The 19,260-nt window shown below is 59.6% G+C and carries 16 protein-coding genes; all 16 read right to left on the bottom strand.

Translation table 11 applies throughout. From position 1 onward, the window contains the following. Positions 1-11 precede the first annotated feature (11 nt). On the bottom strand, positions 12-1,442 hold the full coding sequence (gene tssA, locus CK910_RS15075; protein WP_098985112.1) for a type VI secretion system protein TssA: 1,431 nt from the start codon (positions 1,440-1,442) through the stop codon (positions 12-14). A gap of 8 nt (positions 1,443-1,450) precedes the next feature. Further along, complete coding sequence (gene vasI / locus CK910_RS15070; RefSeq protein ID WP_098983857.1) at positions 1,451-2,080, bottom strand: type VI secretion system-associated protein VasI; 630 nt, start codon at positions 2,078-2,080, stop codon at positions 1,451-1,453. Next, positions 2,080-3,618 (bottom strand): sigma-54 interaction domain-containing protein, encoded by a 1,539-nt coding sequence (locus CK910_RS15065; protein ID WP_098983856.1) that lies wholly within the window; start codon positions 3,616-3,618, stop codon positions 2,080-2,082. The genes vasI and CK910_RS15065 overlap by 1 nt, the downstream gene beginning before the upstream one ends. Before the next feature lie 2 nt (positions 3,619-3,620). Further along, the gene (gene tssH, locus CK910_RS15060; protein ID WP_098983855.1) at positions 3,621-6,263 is read right to left on the bottom strand and encodes a type VI secretion system ATPase TssH; all 2,643 of its coding nucleotides are present in this window, start codon (positions 6,261-6,263) and stop codon (positions 3,621-3,623) included. 21 nt (positions 6,264-6,284) lie between these two features. Further along, complete coding sequence (gene icmH, locus CK910_RS15055) at positions 6,285-7,064, bottom strand: type IVB secretion system protein IcmH/DotU (RefSeq protein ID WP_043135905.1); 780 nt, start codon at positions 7,062-7,064, stop codon at positions 6,285-6,287. A gap of 22 nt (positions 7,065-7,086) precedes the next feature. Continuing rightward, positions 7,087-8,421 carry a type VI secretion system baseplate subunit TssK gene (gene tssK / locus CK910_RS15050; RefSeq protein WP_098983854.1) on the bottom strand — a complete coding sequence of 445 codons (1,335 nt, stop codon included), beginning with the start codon at positions 8,419-8,421 and terminating at the stop codon, positions 7,087-7,089. 2 nt (positions 8,422-8,423) lie between these two features. Continuing rightward, positions 8,424-8,939: a type VI secretion system lipoprotein TssJ gene (gene tssJ / locus CK910_RS15045; protein WP_042869816.1), complete on the bottom strand. Its 516-nt coding sequence runs from the start codon at positions 8,937-8,939 to the stop codon at positions 8,424-8,426. Continuing rightward, the gene (gene tagH, locus CK910_RS15040) at positions 8,939-10,177 is read right to left on the bottom strand and encodes a type VI secretion system-associated FHA domain protein TagH (RefSeq protein ID WP_098983853.1); all 1,239 of its coding nucleotides are present in this window, start codon (positions 10,175-10,177) and stop codon (positions 8,939-8,941) included. The genes tssJ and tagH overlap by 1 nt, the downstream gene beginning before the upstream one ends. A 40-nt stretch (positions 10,178-10,217) precedes the next feature. After that, positions 10,218-11,216 carry a type VI secretion system baseplate subunit TssG gene (gene tssG / locus CK910_RS15035; RefSeq protein WP_098985110.1) on the bottom strand — a complete coding sequence of 333 codons (999 nt, stop codon included), beginning with the start codon at positions 11,214-11,216 and terminating at the stop codon, positions 10,218-10,220. Further along, entirely contained in the window at positions 11,180-12,949 is a 1,770-nt protein-coding gene (tssF, locus tag CK910_RS15030; RefSeq protein ID WP_098983852.1) for a type VI secretion system baseplate subunit TssF, read from the bottom strand. Before tssF ends, tssG begins: the two co-directional genes overlap by 37 nt. Positions 12,950-12,952: 3 nt before the next feature. Continuing rightward, complete coding sequence (tssE, locus tag CK910_RS15025) at positions 12,953-13,384, bottom strand: type VI secretion system baseplate subunit TssE (protein WP_098983851.1); 432 nt, start codon at positions 13,382-13,384, stop codon at positions 12,953-12,955. Positions 13,385-13,390: 6 nt separating this feature from the next. After that, a complete protein-coding gene (gene tssC, locus CK910_RS15020; protein WP_043141082.1) occupies positions 13,391-14,869 on the bottom strand; it encodes a type VI secretion system contractile sheath large subunit in 1,479 nt (492 codons plus the stop codon). A 38-nt stretch (positions 14,870-14,907) separates the two neighbouring features. Further along, positions 14,908-15,411 carry a type VI secretion system contractile sheath small subunit gene (gene tssB, locus CK910_RS15015; protein WP_098983850.1) on the bottom strand — a complete coding sequence of 168 codons (504 nt, stop codon included), beginning with the start codon at positions 15,409-15,411 and terminating at the stop codon, positions 14,908-14,910. A gap of 676 nt (positions 15,412-16,087) precedes the next feature. Continuing rightward, positions 16,088-17,455 (bottom strand): SEL1-like repeat protein, encoded by a 1,368-nt coding sequence (locus CK910_RS15010; RefSeq protein WP_098983849.1) that lies wholly within the window; start codon positions 17,453-17,455, stop codon positions 16,088-16,090. A 138-nt stretch (positions 17,456-17,593) separates the two neighbouring features. After that, the gene (locus tag CK910_RS15005; RefSeq protein WP_098983848.1) at positions 17,594-18,139 is read right to left on the bottom strand and encodes a DUF6630 family protein; all 546 of its coding nucleotides are present in this window, start codon (positions 18,137-18,139) and stop codon (positions 17,594-17,596) included. A 122-nt stretch (positions 18,140-18,261) separates the two neighbouring features. Beyond that, positions 18,262-19,251: a PoNi-like cognate immunity protein gene (locus CK910_RS15000; protein ID WP_098983847.1), complete on the bottom strand. Its 990-nt coding sequence runs from the start codon at positions 19,249-19,251 to the stop codon at positions 18,262-18,264. Between the last annotated feature and the right edge of the window lie 9 nt (positions 19,252-19,260).

The following is a 19,260-nucleotide window of genomic DNA, read 5'->3' as shown; positions in this document are numbered from 1 at the left end:
CATTTCGGCACTTATTTCGACAACGGAGCCGCCTGGCTTTCCAGGCGACTGACCAGCCCGGGCTCCCAGAGCGACAACCCCAGGCGACTCGCCTCTTGCCACAAGTGTTGATAGTGCTGGCGCGCAAGCGCCTCCATGCCTTCCTGCGCCAACAGCTCCGCCTGCACCAACTGGGCATGGAAGCGGGCTCTTGGCTCTTTCAACTGCGTCATCCTTTCATCCAGCAGGGTGAGGGCCGCGGCCACCCCCTGCTCCCCATGACGCAAGGCCACCTCTTCGGCCAGGCTGGACTCCCCGTCGCCCCCACTCCCCAGCTTGGCTGGCTGCAACCAGCGGCTGCACTCGGGAGGCAGAAACGGGCTGCCATCGCTGAAGGTGAGATCCCGCAAGGCCGGCAGCCGCTGCAAGAAGCCGTCGAGTTCCTGCGCTATGGCCTGGGCCACGGCGCCAAATCCCAGCTTCTGTGCCACCTCGGCCGAGAGCCTATGCCCCTCGAACCAGTAGGGTGCCAGGGTCAGGCTCTGTTCGATGCGCTGCCAGAGCGCCAGATCCGGCGCGGCCCGCTCCAGCGTGGTCAGGGCGGTACGGTACTCATCCACCATGTCTGTCGACATGGGGGCCAACTGGGTTTTATGGCCCTGGGCACTCATGGGCGGAGTGGTGATGCCGGCCCAGATGGCGTGACGGCGCAGGCGATAGCCCACCGCCGCCTCCGGCTGGCGCTCGATCAAGAGCTCCGCCACCTTGAGCTGGGTCTGTCGCCAGGCCCTGTCATTGGAGCTGTCGATCTCGATGCCAGATCCCTTGGCGCTGCCACTGAGCAGCATGGATCCCGCCATGCTGGCCGCCGTGGCCACGGGCGCGCCGCTCTCTGGTTTGGCATCGGCCTGGGCTTGCGCCACCTGCTGGCGCTGGGCCCGCTTCAGCCCCATCAACAAGGGCTCAAGCAGCTCGCCCTTGTCCGGGCACTGGGCCCGCCAGCAAGCCTCAAGCTGCTCGGCCTGGGCCAGCAGTTGGACCAGCTCGGCCGCCGAGGCACTTTCACTCACCCGCGGCAGGGCCCCCTCGAAGCGCTTGACGATCTGCACCATCAAGCGCTGCTTCTGGCTGGTATTGCCGGGCCAGGCCAGCAGCCAATAAGCCTGGATCCAGGCTTCCAGCAAACTGAGCGCGGCCCCCAGAGGGGTTGCCTTGGCCGGATGTTGCAGACAGCGCAGCAGCTGGGCCAGCACCCGCATGTCCTTGGTGCGGCTCTCCAGCAGGCCGAGGCACGCCTCGGCCACCGCGTTGAGATCGACCTGGCTGTGGGCGAGGGATCCCAGCTTGACCAGCTCGGTCTCCACATAATCCCAGCGCGGCTCGTCGGCCAGCACGGCGCCTCTCGTCTGTTCATCCGGCAAGCTGGTGAGCAGCCGGGCGCACCAGGGGTGTTGATAGCTCATGGCGCCCCCTACCAGCGACACTGCTGGCGCAGCGGCGCCAGCGCCTCTTTCAGCCCGCTCAAGTCGACCCGCAGCATGACGCCGTTCGCGGCCCGAGCCTGAGTACCGTTGTCGGCCCGAACCTGCAGCTCGCGATGGCCAATCCAGCGCTTGAGCTCCTCGATGGCGGGCAGGCCGCGGCCATATTCGAGCAACAGACCCTGATCCCGGATAAACCAGCTCTGGGAGCCGGCACTCGGCTGACCATCCAGCTCGACCAGCACCTTCTCCCCTGCCCAGGGGCTGTCCAGCCGCAGCCGGATATGGGTGATGCTATCGACGCAGCCTATGGCCAGGGTCGCCCCGCGCAAGGCGGGACGGGTGAGCGTCTCGCTGTCACGGCCTTCATCGCGCTGCAACAGGAAAGGAGGGCTGTCCGGCGTGCGGGCCTGCTCCTGTGCCCAGATGGCCTGCCAGGCGGCAGACTTGGTAGCCCCCCCCTCACTCGTCTGGGTCAGACCATTGCCTATGGCGTCGTAACAGGCGAGCCGGATCAGCGGCGATGGCTCGCGGCGGCACGCCTGCCAAGACGCCATGTCCAGCGGGGCCACTGCGCCGCTGGTGGCCAGCAACAGCGGCAACAAGCCGAGGATGCTCATCAATTCACCTCCAGTTTCTGGCACTTGTGATCCAGAGTGCGCTTGGGAATATTCAGGCTCTCGGCCACCAGCATGCGATTGCCCTGGAAGTAGCGCAGGCGCGCCTCGATGACCGAGGCCTCGTACTGCTGCATGGCCCGGCGCAGATCCCGGATGTGGTTGTAGTCGTCCATGGAGCCGGGTAACTCGACACAGACCCGCTCGCGCAGCTCCGGCGGCAGCGCCTCCAGCCCCACCTCTTCCCCGTGACGGGTATGGGCGCAGGCGACCTCCAGCAGATTGCGCAGCTCGCGCACGTTGCCGGGGAAGTCATAACTTTGCAGTTGCTTCAAGAACCTGCGCTGCAACCCTGCCAGGGTCTTGCCATCCTGGGCGGCAAACTGGGCCATGAAGTGCTGACACAGCAGGGGGATATCATCCATGTGCTCCCGCAGGGGGGCGATGAGCAGCAGACACTGGCAGAGGCGGTGATAGAGATCGGCCCGGAACTGCCCCTCCTCCACATGGCGGGTGAGTGGCTGATGGGTCGCGGCGATGAGGCGAAAATCGGAGTGGCACTCCTGCTCGGCTCCGAGCGGTCGGTAACTGCGGGTTTCGAGCACCCTGAGCAGCTTGGCCTGCATGGCGGCGGGCATGTCGCCCACCTCGTCCAGAAACAGTGTGCCCCCATTGGCCTGGGCCACCAGCCCGGTCTTGTTGGCAAGGGCGCCGGAGAAGGCCCCCTTCTGATAACCGAACAGCTCGCTCTCGATGAGGTTTTCCGGAATGGCGGCGCAGTTGATGGCCACAAACGGCTTGGCCGCGCGATCCGAGCACTGGTGCACCAGCCGGGCGACCACCTCCTTGCCGCTGCCGGTTTCCCCCTGAATGAGCACGGTCAGCTTGTGCTGACCCGCCAGGCTTATCTGCTCGCGCAGCCCGCGGATCACCGCCGACTGGCCGATCAGCTGATCGCCGAGCAGCTTCTCATGCTGGCGCAGCCGCTCCCCCTCTCCCTTCATCTGGCGCAGAGAGTCGCGCAGCATCCCCTGATCCCGCCGACTGCGCCCCAGATCGCGGATCAGGGTGAGCTGGTTGCAGAATACCTGTGACAACAGGGCCAGTTCGGGTCGCTGTGTCCACTCCTGCAGCACATCGCCGCTGTCCATCATGGCCAGCACGGCAAACGGCTTGCCGTTGCCATCATTGAGGGGAAAGGCGTGCAGGCCGCACTGCTGACCCAGGTTGGCCAGCAGGGTGCGAAACGCGGCGTGCTCGATGCGGGCACCGCCGTGCAGGGAGTCCCAGGTGCGGGACTGGGCCTTGTGCAGCACATAGGCGAGCGGGTGGGAGAAATCATCCACCGCCAGCGCCAACGCCACCTTCTGCCCCTTGACCCAGCCGGTGCATTCGAGCTGGCGCCCGCTCACGTCCAGCATGCCGAGCAGTATCCCCTTGGGCTGAAAGCTCGCGTTGAGGGTCGAGGTCCACCAGTGACACAGGTGCTGCTCATCGCGCTGCTGCGTCAAGGCGAGGGCAAATGCGAGGGCTTGTTCCATGTTCAGCCCTCCACCTCGGCCACGAACTGGCGCTCGCTCACAGAGAAACGTACCCGCTTGATGGGCTCACCGGCCGAGAGGCGCTGCAGCAGTTGCAGGGAAACCGGCGGCAGCAGGGCACCGTCGATGACGGATTCCAGCATGCGGGCGCCGTTCTCGCTGCGATTGGCGCGGCGCAGTATCTCCTCGGCCACCTCGTCTTCCAGCACCACCTCGGCGCCGAAGCGATCCTTGAGCAGCTTGACCAGCCGGTTGAGCTTGCCGCCGACGATCTGTACTAGCGTGTCGTGGCCCAGCGGCAGGTAGGGGATCACCTCCATCCGTGCCAGCAGCGCCGGCTTGAAGAAGGCGGCGAGCTCGGGATAGAGCGCATCCAGCAGATCATCGGGCTGCTCGGCATGATCGACTATGGTCTGGAAGCCGAGGTTGGAGGTGAGGAAGAAGACCACGTTCTTGCAGTCGATGATGCGCCCTTCCCCGTCGGCCAGCTCGCCCTTGTCGAACGCCTGATAGAAGAGGTTGAGCACGTCCGGATGGGCTTTTTCCACCTCATCCAGCAGCACCACCGAATAGGGCTTCTGACGAATGGCCTCGGTCAGCACGCCCCCCTCGCCAAAGCCGACATAGCCGGGAGGCGACCCGATCAGGCGGGAGACTGTATGTTTTTCCTGATACTCGGACATGTTGATGGTGGTCAGGTACTGGCGGCCACCGAACATCAGCTCGGCAATCTGCAGCACGGTTTCTGTCTTGCCGACCCCGCTCGGCCCCACCAGCAGGAAGGCACCCAGCGGACGGCCCGGGCGGCGCAAGTCGGCGCGAGCGGTCAGCAGGTGTTTGTGCAAATGGGCCACCGCCACATCCTGCCCCTTGATAAGCTCGCCAAGGTACTCCGGCAACCGGGTCACCACGTCCAGCTCCCCCTGAGAGATGCGATTGAGCGGCACCCCGGTCCACTCGGCGATCACGGCCGCCACCTGGGTCTTGTCGACGTGGGCGGAAACCAATACCTCGCCCTGTTGCAGGGCGGCCAGCTCGCGCTCCAGCTCGGCCAGCTTCTCGGCGGCGGCTTGTGAATCCAGCGGCGCATCGGCCAGATCCAGCGCCTCTCTGGTCAGCAGCTCATCCTGCTCGTCGGCGAGCAGGGCGGCGCGCAGTTCGACAATCTGGTGCACCAGCCCCTGCTGCTGCTGCCACTGGGCCTCCTGCTCGGCCAGCGACTCGCGGCAGCTCTGCTGGGCGGCCTGTAGTTCGGCGAGGCGCTCGTCATTGTCACCGAGACCTATCAGGCTCTGGCGCTCCAGCTGACGGATCTCCAGCTCGCGCTGGCGCAACGCGTTTTGCAAATGGCTGACGGCGCGCGGCGGCGTGGTCAGGTTGATGGCGACCCGGGCACAGGCGGTATCGAGCACGTCGATCGCCTTGTCCGGCAGCTGACGACCGGAGATGTAACGGGCGGAGAGCTGGGCGGCGGCTTGCAGCGCCTCCTCGTCGATCAGCACACCATGGGCCTTCTCGTAGATGCTGCGCAGGCCGCGCAGTATCACTGTGGCCTCGTCGGCATTGGGCTCACCCACCTTCACCAGCTGGAAGCGGCGCGACAGGGCTGCGTCTTTCTCCACGTATTTCTTGTACTCGCCCCAGGTGGTGGCGGCTATGGTACGCAGCTCGCCCCGGGCCAGCGCAGGCTTGATAAGGTTGGAAACATCCAGCCCGCCGGCCTGATTGCCGGCACCTATCAGGGTGTGTGCCTCATCGATGAAGAGGATGACAGGACGCACCGAATCCTTGACCTCCTGCATCACCCCCTTGAAACGCTTCTCGAACTCCCCCTTGACCGAGGCGCCCGCCTGCATGGCGCCAAGGTCCAGCGTCATCAGCTCCACCTCGCGCAATTTCTCGGGCACCTGGCCCGCTACGATGCGCAGGGCCAGCCCCTCGATGAGGGCACTTTTACCGACGCCCGCCTCCCCCACCACTATGGGGTTGTTCTTGCGACGACGAGAGAGGATGTCGATCATCAGATCGATCTCGTGATCCCGGCAGAGCACGGGATCCAGGCTGCCCTGACGGGCCTGTTCGGTGACGTTGACGGTGAAGCGGGCCAGCAGGCTGGCATCGGCCGGCAAGGCGGCCTGGGTCGAGGTGCCGTTTGCAGAAACAGTCACTTGGGTCTCGGCAGATTCTTTGACCCACTCATCGAACTGCTGGCGCAGCAGCTCGCGATTGACGTTGGCCAAGAGCCGGGTCACGGACCCCGGCAGGTAGCGCTGCGGAGTCATCAAGAGCACCAGCAGCATGACACCGCTGCGAAGCTGGGCGTGTTGCAGCTCGGCCGAGGCCAGCAGCCAGCTGTCTTGCAGCCACTCCACCAGCAGTGGCGAGAAGGAGGGATAAGCCTGGCCATAGCCAGTATCCGCCGCCGAGGGTTGCAGCAGGGTTCTGAGTGCGTCGACCTCCACCTCGGCCACTTTCAGGATCTGGCGCACATCACTGAGTGGGGTTTCCAGCATCTTGAGCAGCAGGTGCTCGATGCGGATCTCGGCTCCCTGATGGTTGACGCAGAGGGCCGCAGCCTCCTCCAGCATGTGACGGCAGATGGGGTTGAGTCTTTCCACCAGTACGGGTAGCTCTATACGAATCAAGGCGTGCTCTCCTCAGAATAATTATTTTAATAATTCGCCCAGTTGACGCAGTACGTCCTGGGTCTGGTTATTGAGTTGGTGGTGATAGAGGCCAAAGATGATGGCCAGGATCAGGGCCCCGCCCATGAACAGGCTGCGCAGGGAAATCTGCTTGCGCAGCTGGTAACGGGAAGCCTGACGGCCGAGGTCGAGGTGAAACACGCTGGGTGCCTCACCGCTCGCCTCGGGGGCAAGCTGCTTGTGCAGCTGTTTGACGATGCGCTCGAACTCCCCTTGTCCCTTGCTCATCACCTTGTAGCGCCCCTCGAAACCGAGGCACAGGCACAGGTAGATGAACTCCAGGATGTCGCGGTAGCGCACCGGATCTTCCTGCAGACGGGTGAGCAGTACGAACACCTTCTCGCCGCCCCAGGTTTCGTTGTGAAAGCGGGTCAGCAAGGAGTGTTCAGACCATTCGCTCTGGCTGCCCCAGTCGCGGCCCATCACGGCCTCATCGATGAAGGTGCAGAGGATGTAGCGAAACGAGAGGACGACGCCGTTCTCGTAACCCTGGGCCATCAGCTCCTGTTCGATGGCCTGGATCTCGGTCACCACCCGCTGATAGAGCTCGGGCACCCTGTCGTAGCGCGACAGCAGGCGCACCCGCTGCACCAGCCCCAGCAAGGGGGTCACCGCATCTATCATGGGGTTGATGCTCTGGCCGCGCAGGCGGAACCAGTAGTCCGAATCCATGTCCAGCTGCTCGGCATGATCGAACAGCAGGTCGCTGAGTTGCTCGTTCTTGATAATGTCCGTGGTCATCTCTGCTTATTCCTTGATGCGATCACTGGCTGCGAATGGCCCAGAGCTGCATGTCGAGCTCCGGGAAATCGCCGGCGATATGGAAGGCGAGCGTGTTGCTGACCGCCAGCATCTGCCAGGCGGGGCTCTGACGGTCGAGCTGGAAGTAGCTGTAACCGGCGTGATAGGGCAACTGACGCGGCGCCACCGGCAGCGGCAACAGTGGAATGCCGGGCAGTTGCAGGCTGATGAGCTCGCGGATCTTGTCGCTGGAAGCCACCTTGGTCTGCTGCAGCAACTGCTTGCGCAGCTGCTCCTGCGGCATGCGGGCACGCACCGCCAGCACGAAGTCGGCGCTTTGCATCAGCTCGCTCTCGTTGACCATGGCCACCATGACGCCGTACTGGTGCTTGCGCAGCTGGATGGAGACGGCGCGCGGCGACAGCACTGTACTTAGTGCCTGACGCAGGGCCAGCATCACGGGCTCGAAGCTCACCTGCTGATCGTCGTGACGATAGGCGGCAAACTCGGGCGGCAGACGGGACTCGTCGGTGAAGGTCATCAACTCGCCACACAGCTGCACCAGCGCCTCGTGCAACCGCTCCGGGTGCAGGGTGCCAAGACGCGAGAGGTGCGACAGCTGGGGCTGGGCCCGGTTGAGCAGTTGCAGCATCATGAACTCGGCCACATCGGCGACGCCCTGCTGACCCGGCGCCGCGATGCGCTGGGAGAGGCTGCGGGCCCGCTCGGCCACCAGCCCCGCCGATTCGCCGAGGAAGCGCTTGAGGGTCGGGATGGCGGAGACGCTGATGCTGCAGGACATGAAGTTGGGATCCAGCACCAGACCGCCGTCCGGGCGCTTGTCCAGAATGCGGGCGATGGCGAGCGAGGCATAGGCGCTGCGATCTTCGCGCTCCAGCATCAGGCGCAGGCTGACCCGCCCCACTTCCAGGGAGACCACATCGCCCCCCTCGCTGTGCAGATCCCGCACATCGTGGCGATGGGCCTGCAACCGGGTAGCGACCTGGCCTCCCTGATTGACCTCGTTGACCCCGCTCACCGACAGCGGCAGCGCCAGATAGACCTTCTGGTTGGCGACCGAGGCATCGGTGATCTCCAGGGGCGCCGGCAGCATGTCGTCATTGGGAATGTTGAAGACGGTGCCATCGGGCAAAATGCCGGTGGCCCCCACCAGGGCGATGCGGCCAAACCCCAGGTAATCCTCATTGATGGCCAGCGACTGCAAGCCATAGAAATAGTCGGACAGCGCGCTCAGGCGAGCGTGCAGCGCATATTCTGAATGTCTTTGTTGTTGCTGGAAGTGCTGGGGCTTGATGAAGAGCCCCTCACGCCAGATAACCCGATTTCGACTCGACATGGTTATTCTTCTTCTTTTTGCAGTTCCACTTCATCCAGACGCAGATGAACCAGAATTTGATAGGCACGGCCCATGCTCTTGACCTTGATGACCTTGCGCCACTCGGCGCTGTCCGGATCGGCGTAACGTGCGATCACCCCGATGTAACGGGTCTTCTCATCGAGTTTGATGGGCGGCAGATACTTGAACTGGCCGGGCAGCAATGTGTAGTCCTGATGATCCAGGTAGTTCTTGCCAAGGGCCTTCTCCACATCCGCCGTCACCTGGTCATAGTCGGTGGCGAGCAGCTTGGAATCTTCGGCCAGCACCACCACCTGAAACTCGATGGGCGCCGCCTCCCCGCTCTCGTTGGGATTGACATCAGGCTCCGCCAGCAGGCTCAGCCCCAGGGTGGAGGGCTGGTCGCCATTGCTGCCCACCTGGATATCCGGATCCATGGCCACGTCGGCCATCTTGCCCATGGTGGTACACCCGGCCAGGGCCAGCAGACAGGCCCCCAGCATCAGCGCACGTATCATCAAATCAGTCCCTGTTGCTGACGCACGGCCTGGTCATACGCCTGGGCATAGACCTGATGGAACAGCTTGTCGAACCCCTGCTGACGGGCAGAGGTCAACTCGCGGTAGTAGTGCTGGTACATGTTCCAGGCCCAGCCTTCGTCGGCCACACCCGGTGCACCGGTACGACGGTAGTGTTCGAACCGCCCGAGCAGCGCCTCTGGCGAAAACGCCTGCAATATGCTGTCCAGCGCCGCGCCTATGGCCTGCTGGTTTGCGACGTGATGAATGCGCACATTGCGCAGACTCTCGGCCACCGCCGCTGGCGCCGTCAGATGCACAGGGCTCTTCTGCTCGGCGAACATCACCGCCAGGGTCTCGTCATAGTCGAGCCCGAGCCGCAGCGGGTTGTCCTCAATGGGGCGCAGGTGCCGATCCGCCAGCGCTGCCTGATCGGTCTGCAACTGCAGCAGCCCTTCCACCATGGCACGCACCGTCTTGCCCATCTCTTCGAGCATGTCGTGGGCCTGCTGGGTATCCTGCAGCTGCAGGGACTGACCCAGGCCGCGCATCAAGGGGGTCAGCGCCACGTGATCCACCCCATCCAGCGGAGGGTGGTAGTCGGGGTGATTCTCTATGGTGGGCATATCCAGAAATTCTTGGTTCATGGTGTTCTCGACGGCAGAAAAAGGGGCTAGGGATACGGCATCCATATCCGGTTGTGAACGCAGGGGTGCCTGCAGCCGGGAGTCCGCCAGCGGGGACGGCGCCGAGCGCTCCTGCTGCAACGCCAACAAGGGGTCGACTGCCAGGGTGTGCGGATCGGCCATGGTCTGAGCACCGAGCTCGTCGCTGGCCAGCCACTCATCGAGCTGCTCGGAGGGGCGGTTGCCCAGCACCTGTTGCAGGCTCTGCTCGGGGGAGATGGCCCCCAGGTAGGCCCGCATCCGGAACGGGCCGACGATCAGTTCGTCACCCTGCTCGAGATGCACCTTGCGGGCCCGCCCTATGGGCGAGGTCGCACCGTTGATGTAGGTCTGGCCACTCAGATCGCACAGGCAAAAGCGACCGTCGTTGAGCTCGACGCGGGCGTGGGCCGGCATGACGGCCCCCAACCTGTCCCTCAGTTGCCAGTCGTCCTGCTCGGAGGCGCCCAGAGTGCCCCCCATCTCGTCGAAGCGGTACTGCACCTGCTGGCTGCCATCGAGCTGCTCGCTGTTGAGCACCACCAGGGAAAGTTGCTGGTTAAAGTCGTCCACATTCACTCCTGCACTGATTCCGACACTGAATTTCCTGCGCTTATTCCTGTACACAGATAGTCACAAACGGGTCACTCGGCGGTTGGCCGAGAAAGGTACTCCAGCCCAGGCGCGCACTCTGCTCCTCCCCCAATCGCAACCCCCGGGCCTGCTCCTGGCCAAAGCCGAGTCGCAGATCCCAGGCCAACTGGTCGCGCAGGATGAAGGAGACAAAGGTCACCAGGGCGTGAAAGTGCTCCCCGTTCGGGAGAAACCCGAGAAACTGGCCAAAACTCAGGTTGTTGATCTTCAATAAAAACTTGCCGGCGCAGTCGTTCACCTTGTCACCTATGACAAAGTCGCTGCCCAGGGTGGCGCAAGCGCCGCCCAGCCGGTTTTGCTGATCCTGCTGGATGGGCACCTTGCGCCACTGCCAGGCACTCACCTCCACATCCGCCAGATCGAAACAGTGCGCCACCAGACCCGCTACCACCTCGGGGGAGCGACTGGGGCTGGCCAGCATGCCCGCATAAGAGAGCATCTTGGCGCGGTTGACCGGCAGGCTCTGGCAGACTGCCTCGTTACCCAGCCCCACCAGGGCGAACATCAGGCGGGAAAATCCATCCTCGCCGTTGTCCTGAAAACGGACGTGATAGCGATACTTGCGCCAGATCCTGTGCAGCAGCGTCAGCAGGCGGTGATGGAAGAAGTCCAGAAACAGACCCAGCTTCGGCTCCCCCTGCGCGTACTCCCACGCCAGCGAGTCCAGGTAATAACCGGGCATGGGAGACTGGCTGCCATGCAGGCCGAGGAAGGCCACCTCCAGCTCGTGGCGCCCCTTGCCATCTCTACCGATCTGCAACACGTCGCTGGTGGGAAAGCCCAGAGAGGCGGTCGCCTTGAAGCGGATGTTCTCGTCACTCGGCAGATGGTCGAGGCCGCGCTCCTGATCGGCACCGTCCAGCCGGTTGAGCAGCTCAACCAGCTGGAAGAAGTTGAAGCGAGGTGCGTCCCTGGCGGACGTCACATCAGGGAGTGCTGACCGATCTGGACTGGCCATTGATAGCGCTCCTTGTTGTCGAGATTGACCACCTCAAGCAGGTGGAAGGCGTTGACGCTGGCGTACAGCGAGAAGAAGTGCGCCAGCACTGTGCTGAACAGGTAGAGCTCCCCTTCGCTGCCAAAAGCGGACTGGCGAATGGAGAGCACCGACTTGAGTCCGCGCACCGGCATGCCCCGCACCAGACGGTCGACCGGGGTGGTTTCGATCTCCTCGATCCCCGCCAGCCGCTTGCGTGACGCCTGCTCCGCCTGCTTGTCATGCAGCGCGGGGAAATCGTAGGTGCGCAGCACCTGCACCAGGGCATCCCGCCGCAGCAGGGAGACATAGTTGAGCGACAGGTTGGAAATCAGCGTCCAGTGCAGACTGCCATCCAGTGCCGGGCGCAGTGGCCGGGTCGGCCTGATCAGGTTGCGAAAGGTGGCAAACGAGGGCGAGCTGCCGGTCGGCACGCAGATGCTGCCGACCTTGAGACGAGCAGCGCGGGAGCGATTGGTGCAGGTGAGCGTGACCGAGATCGACTCATCCAGATCGACCGTGGTGGTTTCATCACCCCGCACGAACGAAAGGCTGTGCTCGAAACCATCGCCGCTGACCGACTCTCTGACCCGCACCCGGTAATAGAGCGCCAGCCTGTGCTTGGCACGCTCAATCTGGTGCTGGAAACTCTCGAACGGCTGATAGATGCGCGGCGTGCCGCGGGAGCGGCCCAGATTGCCCTCGACCCAGCCCTCAACCTGATCCACCGAGAAGATCTCGAAACTGTCGGCATGGCGATAACTCGCCTTGAGGGGATACTCCGCCTGACGGCCATTGAGATTGACCGGCTCGCTGTCGTGCTGGAACAAATTGATGGCCGGCACGCAGTTGAGCATGAAGGAGTCGGGACGGATCTTGAGCTCCGCCGGCAGGGGCCGATCGAAGCAGAAATGGATCTTGAATTCACTCACCGGCAACGGCTGTTTGGGCCACTCGCCACCCGAGAGTTCAAAGAAGAGGAAGCTTTCCGGAAAGCAGAAGTACTCCTGCAGGATCCGGTAGCCGGAATAGACGTTGTTCGGGTAAGGCAGGAGCGCATCATCACGCTCGAAGCCGACCGATTTCAGCGCCTTGGCCTCCTGGCGAAAGCGCTTGCCATCGATCTCCAGCTCTATGTGGGAGAGCTGGTTGGAGAGCCAGAAGTAGAGTTCATAGGCGGTATAGCTGTCGCCGCCTACTAGGAAGAAACGCAGCTTGTCCAGCTGCAGTTCGCTCAATGGCAGGGGGGCATGTAGTGCTATATCCAGCGAGATGGTGGAGAGATCGTTACCACTTTGCGCCGAAATATGATGGATATCTGCCGGATAGACCCAGGTATCGTGACAGGTCTGAAAATGACAGGTCAGCTCGTCGATGGGCAGGCTGTCGAGCTGGCAACCCTGCCTGACCAGCGCCGGTTGGGCGATGGCCCCCGGAATGACCGAAAACTGCATTATGGTCATGCTGGGTACGGGACGCAGATAGTTGGGCCAGAGCATATTGAGCAGACCATGGGTCAGCTCGGGGAACTCATCCTCGATCTTGGCGCGCAGATTGCCCGTGAGAAACGCAAAGCCTTCCAGCAGACGTTCCACATCCGGGTCGGTATTCTGCTCCGACAGGAAACGGGTGAGTTCGGGATAGGCATCGGCAAATTCGCGCCCTTGCAGGCGCAAAAATGCCAACTCATCCCTGAAGTAATGTTCCAGCGACATTGATCAGACCATGCGGTAGTGACGGTGACTGTCCATATGGACATTGAACGAGGTAACCTGCTCGATATGCTCCAGCCTCACGTGGGCCGTCACCTGAAACGACATCTCAAGCGGACTCGCCTGATGGTCGGGTGAACGCACATCCACATGAATTATCCGCGGTTCATAACGACGGATGCATTGCCGGATCGCCTCACGGATCCGCCCCTTGATGTCCGCACTGCCCTGCGTGGCGTCATTGAGATCGATGACACCCAGCTCGGGAGCACTGCGGCAATTGCCGGGACGGGTATTGAGAACCTGCTCGAGCTGCCGTTTGACAGATGCGATCAATTCCTCAGATTCCGTGCGGGGTGAGGAGCCAAACCCCTCACCCCGGATACGATCAAACAGACTGGCCGCATTTCCTCTATCCCAGGAAGAGAGATACGGCATCGGGCATTATTCCTTGTCCAGTCGACCTACCAGAGACAGCTCGAAGCTGGCCCCCATGTACTTGAAGTGCGGACGCACGGCCATGGCAACCTGGTACCAACCCGGCTCACCTTCCACGTCCAGCACCTTGATCTGGGCGGCACGCAGCGGGCGACGGCTGCGTACCTCTGCCGGCGGGTTCTCCTGATCGGCAACGAACTGCTTGATCCAGCTGTTCAGTTCACGCTCCAGATCCTGACGCTCCTTCCAGGAGCCGATCTGTTCGCGCTGCAGCACCTTGATGTAGTGTGCCAGGCGATTGATGATGAACATGTAGGGCAGCTGGGTGCCCAGCTTGTAGTTGGTTTCCGCTTCCCGGCCTTCCTTGGTGTTCGGGAACACCTTGGGTTTTTGCACCGAGTTGGCAGAGAAGAAGGCGGCGTTGTCGCTGTCTTTGCGCATGGTCAGGGTGATGAAACCCTCTTCTGACAGCTCATATTCACGACGGTCGGTGATGAGCACTTCGGTCGGGATCTTGGCTTGCAGCTGACCCATGGCCTCGTAGACATGCACCGGCAGATCGTGGATGGCACCACCGCTCTGCGGACCTATGATGTTCGGGCACCAGCGATACTTGGCGAAGCTGTCGGTCAGGGAGGTGCCCATCAGATAGGCGGTGTTGCCCCACAGGTAGTGGTCGTGATCCGAGCTGATGTCTTCCTGATAGTTGAAACCCTTGATGGGATTTTCGGTCGGGTCGTACGGCAGACGGGCCAGGAAACGCGGCGCGGTCAGCCCCAGGTAGCGGGCATCCTCCGACTCGCGCAGTGCGCGCCACTTGGTATAGGACGGACCTTCGAAAACCGATTTGAGATCCTTGATGGAGGAGAGATCGGTGAAATTGTCGACGCCGAAGAAGGCGGGGGCAACCGAGGAGATGAAGGGGGCATGGGCCATGGCGCCAACGGCACTGACATACTGCATCAGCTTGATGTCGGGTGAGCTGTGGGTGAAGGCGTAATCACCTATCACGGCACCGACGGGCTGACCGCCAAACTGGCCATAACCGCTGGAATAAACATGCTTGTAGAGACCAGACTGGGTGATTTCAGGAGAAAACTCGAAATCCTCCAGCAACTCTTCCTTGGTCGCATGCAACACCTGGATCTTGATGTTTTCACGAAAATCGGTGCGATCCACCAGCAACTTGAGTGAACGCCAGGAAGACTCCATCTCCTGCAGGGCATTGGCATGCAGGATCACGTCCATCTGCTTGCTCAGCTTCTTGTCGAGCTCGACAATCATGCTGTCTACCAGCGCCTTGTTGACCGGATCGCTTGTGGTACCGTTATCAAGGATATTGGCGATCAAGGCGGCAACGCCTTGCTTGGCGACACTGTAGCCTTCATCGACCGGGGTGATGCGAGCCTGCGCCATGATTTCGTCCAGCAAGGACGAGGGAGCGGTACTCGCCCCCGCTTGAACCTGTTCTTCGACCAAAGACATGTTTTATTCCTTTCTCGTCAATCAATCCAACCAGCCGATCACTCGGCAGGTTTAATCAAATCCAGCTCCTTGAGCAGTTGCTCACGAGCCTCATCACTGGACAGCAGATCCTGCAAACGATTGCGGAAGGAGGGAATATTTCCCAGTGGTCCCTTCAGGGCAACCAGCGCCTCGCGCAGTTCCAGCAGCTTGCGCAGCTCGGGTACCTGCTGGGCCACTCGATCAGGAGTGAAGTCTTCCAGAGACTGGATCTTGATCGAAACCGGCATCTCCTCCTGGTTGTTCTCTTCCAGGCGATTGGGAACGGAAAAATTCAGTTCCAGTGCGGATTCTTTCATGACGGAAGAAAAATTATTCTTGTCGATGGAGACGGTCTGACGCTCCTCGATAGGCGTTTCTTCGGCACGTCCCTTCATATTGCCTACCACCATCATGGTCAGCGGAAGTTCAACTTCTCCCTGCTGCCCACCGGTTGCCGGCACATATTTGATATTGATACGTTCTTTGGGCGCAACAGTGGCGCCATCGATACTTTTTCCCATGCTCTAAATACCAAGTTATGGATCAGCTCAGACCCAAAAGCTTATAGCCGATGGCTTAACCAACAACTGTCAAAAATGACAGTTGACGATATCGCTGGATAGCGAAAGGAAAAACCATTGGCCGATTGATATGTTTTTGATACATAAAGAGCAGATACTCTAATAATCAGAAACACAATATGCATCTTGTTATTCCACTCATGCCTCTGCTCTTTGTCAGCGGTCATATTGGCTTAAGAGCCACTTGCGACAAATGGTATATTTATATATTTACCCACGTCAACAGAACATTAAATAAATTAGATGCCATAATAATAAAAAACCAACAAAAACAATTAGTTACAAAAACACCAAAGAATAAAACAAAAACAACCAATATATATGCATCATATGTGGAAGGAAAAATGACATACGATTCAATGAGTGAGCTAAAAACTAAATCAGTTTACTCGCACCTACCTACGACAAGTGTTGGCGCAACAAGACAGATGCGCTGCCGGCGTCAATAACTGGCGCACAGAGTAAAACTCTCTGACATTGATAATAAATAATCATGATGGGTATGCTTCATATCCACGAAAAAAACAAAAAAGTTAATAATCAAAAAACTCTTTTGATAAATTCAAGTTCATGAATCATGGGGCAATCATTTAATGATATAAATCAACATGATGGTCTACCCTATTGGCGCCAGCTTCCGCTGCTGAGAAAACCAGTGCTGCGCCAGCTTCTGACCGGCACTCTTTTCCTTCTCCGTCATGCCTTTTTCCAGCTCATCACGTGCCTTGGTTGCATCATGATTGCCATCCGTAGCCGCGAGCAGATACCACGCATAAGCATGCAGTCGATTGCGAGGTGCCCCCAATCCCTGCTCACGCATGATCCCCATGCGATACTGGGCAGATCTATGATGCGCGTTGGCAGCCAATCGATACTGTTTGAGGGCTTGCGCATAATCCTCTTTGCCGCCCAGCCCCAACCGCAGCATCTCACCATAGGCATAGTAGGCATCGACATTGCCCTGCGCTGCCGCCTGCGAAAAACGCTGGCGAGCGGCGGCGAGATCCCCGCGCTCTTGCAGCCATTGCGCCAATGCAAGCTGAGCCTGGCTAAAACCGCCCTCTGCGGCACGCGTCAACCAATGCTCTCGCGCCGCAGCATCGCTCTGTTGCAGGCTCAACTGATATTCGGCTTCATGAGAACCATTGCCAGCAGCCAGCTCCAGCCAATAACGACCCAAGGCAAGATCCTGAACGACCTTTTCTCCTGCCAGATAAGCCTGCCCCAGCCACAGTTGAGCTGGCGCAGACCCTGCATTGGCAGCCCGCTGATAGAAACTGAACGCCTCCTCAGGTGCGGCCTTGCGTGCCAGGATCAGCAAGGCATCCGGTTGCTGCTGGGCAGCTGCCTTCTCAAACCAGCGCAGCGCCACATCGCTCCGTTTACTTACCCCTTGCCCCTGCTCGTAGCGCAATCCCAACTGATATTGCGCGTCGCGATTGCCTTGCTCGGCGGCTTTCTCCAACCATTTGACGGCATCCACATCGGCTCCAGGCTGCTTGGCATACCATTGCCCCAGGATCAGTTGCGCTTCGGCATGATCCCGTTTGGCTGCCTGCTCGAACCAGTCGAGGCACTCGCTTACCAGCTTGCCTTTGTGCTGCTGCTGACAATTCCTCCCCAGCTGATAACTGGCTTCACGGTTGCCCAGCTTGGCCGAGCGCTGCCACCAGTTCTCGGCCAATTGAGGATTCTTTGGCTCGCCAAGACCCACCTGATACCAGCTTCCTACCTGCAGAGCCGCTTTTCCCCGAATGTCGGCATCCGCAGCCAAAGGCCCTGTTTGATCCGCGGCCTGCTTCATCCAGTGCATCGCCTCGGGATAATCGGGCTTGGCGGCCAGGCGATTGGCCAGTTCATATTGCGCCTTACCCTGCCCCTGGTGGGCGGCTTGAGTCAGTTCGGATTCGGTCTGTAACGTCGTTGTAGTACAAGCGGCGAGCCAATGGGTCGCCAGTACCAACCATAATGTGCGGTATGTCATTGTTTGTATCTGCGAATAATTAAGATGGTAGGGTGGCTGTGTACATAATTATTTCTTACAACCAGATAGACTTTCTATTGCTCATCAACTTTCTTTAAATAGACCTTATTATGGTAATTTCCGTGCTGCCTAAGAATATTATTGCTCGTTCACATGATCCAGCTTGACCAGGTCCAGACCCAGCTTGCTTCCCTCATTTAACAGTTTGTCGAGAATATCGGTTCGACAAATAAATCCTGTATATTGATCTGCATCTATATCCCAAAGCACAACTTCATATCCTCGCGCTTGCAGCCACAAGTCATAAAGCACCAACATGCTCCAAACCGATGCCTCCTCACCCGGCTCTGAACAAGTGAAGTGATCCTTCAAGCCGTGAATATCCGCCAATGCATTGCCCTGTAACTCAACCTCCTCAACGTCTCGCCAGTCAATATTGAGACACACCCAATGTTCATTAGAGTTGAATTCAACAAGTGCTGACACAATGCCGCCCTGTAGCTCATCGGCATGGGTATTCATCAGCGCGTTCAATCTGCTGGCTCTGATCTCTTCAGGCAGAGGGGATAGTAAAATTGATAGAAGCCATTTCTTTCTTCGTCTTTCGACATAGACCATGAGAATCAACAGGGGCGACAAGATAATGACGGAGAGGAGCAGGAATAGTTTTTTTATCGCCTTCACCTTTCTTTCTCGATTTTTTCATACAGAGCCAAGGGTGCCAAGCAACACCGCCGCAGCACCAAAACGATGCTCGGTTCGCGATGTATCGATCACGCAGGCAACGCATGATCGATAAAAGCAAACTACTCCTGTACCCAGAACAACATGTCGTCCTTGTTGACATGGGTTTGGGAAGGTAAACGCTGCCCTTTGCGAAGCTGCCACTGCTCATCGGTCAGGTTGCAGCGCCAGTTGCCATCCTGCTCCACCATTGAACCCGGCATGGCAATAGGATGTTGGGCTACTCGCAATGCCTGCCATTTCTCTGCAATACCATTGGCTCTGGCATAATCCACCAGATCCTTGGGGTAATAGCGCATGTCTCGATAGCTGCTGTCATCCAGCTCATAAAGCAGGGTGACCAGCGCCGCTTCAAAAGCCCAATAGCCAAAGTAGATGGCATGCTTTGCCTTGTGCCTGTCGTGCCAATAGCACTCTTTACACCCCTTGTACCATCCTTTGAGGTATTGTTTGATGCTCGCCTGACGCTCAACCTTGGTGGGATTTACACCATCTCCCTTGATGGCATCAAATAGCGGGCGATACACCTCGGGAATATAGGATTCTGGGCCTCGAGGGAAGCCAGGATAACCCAAGCGGGCCAACAACATGCTCCACAGTGGGTCGTCGTCCCCTTCCGGATTCTTACTGATATAACGCACCAACTCGGGCAACATCTCATCCTGGCCATAGAGGATGCTTAATGAAAACATCCAGAGCAGATATTGATAGGCATCTTGCTCCCAGTAATAAAACTGTTCATCTGGAAACTCTTTTTTATGGCGTAAAAACTCTTTAGTGACGACGCCTAGCTGAGCAATAACCTCTTCATGAGAGACCCCGCCAGAATAAAGCAAGATCAGATGTTCAAGATTATCCATAAACATGCCAGCACTGGCACCAGAGCGAGTAGGCAATCCTGCTGGGTCACTCCAGCGTTCATGGTGAGGATCATTTATCCAGCTCCACCACTCCTGGTCAAAATAGAGCGATTCTTTGTAGTCTTCTAGCTGAACCAAGAAGAAATCCTCAGATAATAGTGGATCTCGACGCTGCTCAATAAACGAACTCATTTTCTACTC

Source organism: Aeromonas sp. CA23 (genome assembly GCF_002587065.1).
GTDB classification, from domain to species: domain Bacteria; phylum Pseudomonadota; class Gammaproteobacteria; order Enterobacterales; family Aeromonadaceae; genus Aeromonas; species Aeromonas bestiarum.
Note: the sequence above shows the minus strand (reverse complement) of the source record. Positions and strands in the feature narration are given on the sequence as shown.